The organism is Polaromonas sp. UBA4122 (assembly GCA_002381615.1).
Classification (GTDB): domain Bacteria; phylum Pseudomonadota; class Gammaproteobacteria; order Burkholderiales; family Burkholderiaceae_C; genus Polaromonas.
The window spans coordinates 1-266 of sequence record DFWY01000077.1 but is presented as its reverse complement, the minus strand read 5'-3'; the positions used below and the strand labels follow the sequence as shown (position 1 = coordinate 266).

The following is a 266-nucleotide window of genomic DNA, read 5'->3' as shown; positions in this document are numbered from 1 at the left end:
GCATCGGCCGCCGCCAGGCGCGGCGACTCCGCGCTTGTGGGTTGGCTGGAAGCCTCAAATTCAGCGCACCAAGCCGCTGATTTAGCGGCGCTGCGGTTGTACACCGTGACCTGATGGCCCGCCAGTGCCAGATGGCCGGCCATGGGGTAACCCATGACGCCAAGGCCCAGAAAGGCGGCTTTGCGTGGAGTGGAAGCTTCGTAGGTTTTGGGGTTTGTGCTGGACATCGTGGAGCTTAGGAAATTAGGGTTTTGACAGGCTCAGCC

General features: G+C 61.7%; 1 protein-coding gene. It reads right to left on the bottom strand.

The window, feature by feature from the left end; translation table 11 throughout:
- A partial coding sequence (locus B3F77_RS09975) for an NAD(P)-binding domain-containing protein (protein ID WP_293604806.1) occupies positions 1-227 on the bottom strand: 227 nt, incomplete at its 3' end.
- Between the last annotated feature and the right edge of the window lie 39 nt (positions 228-266).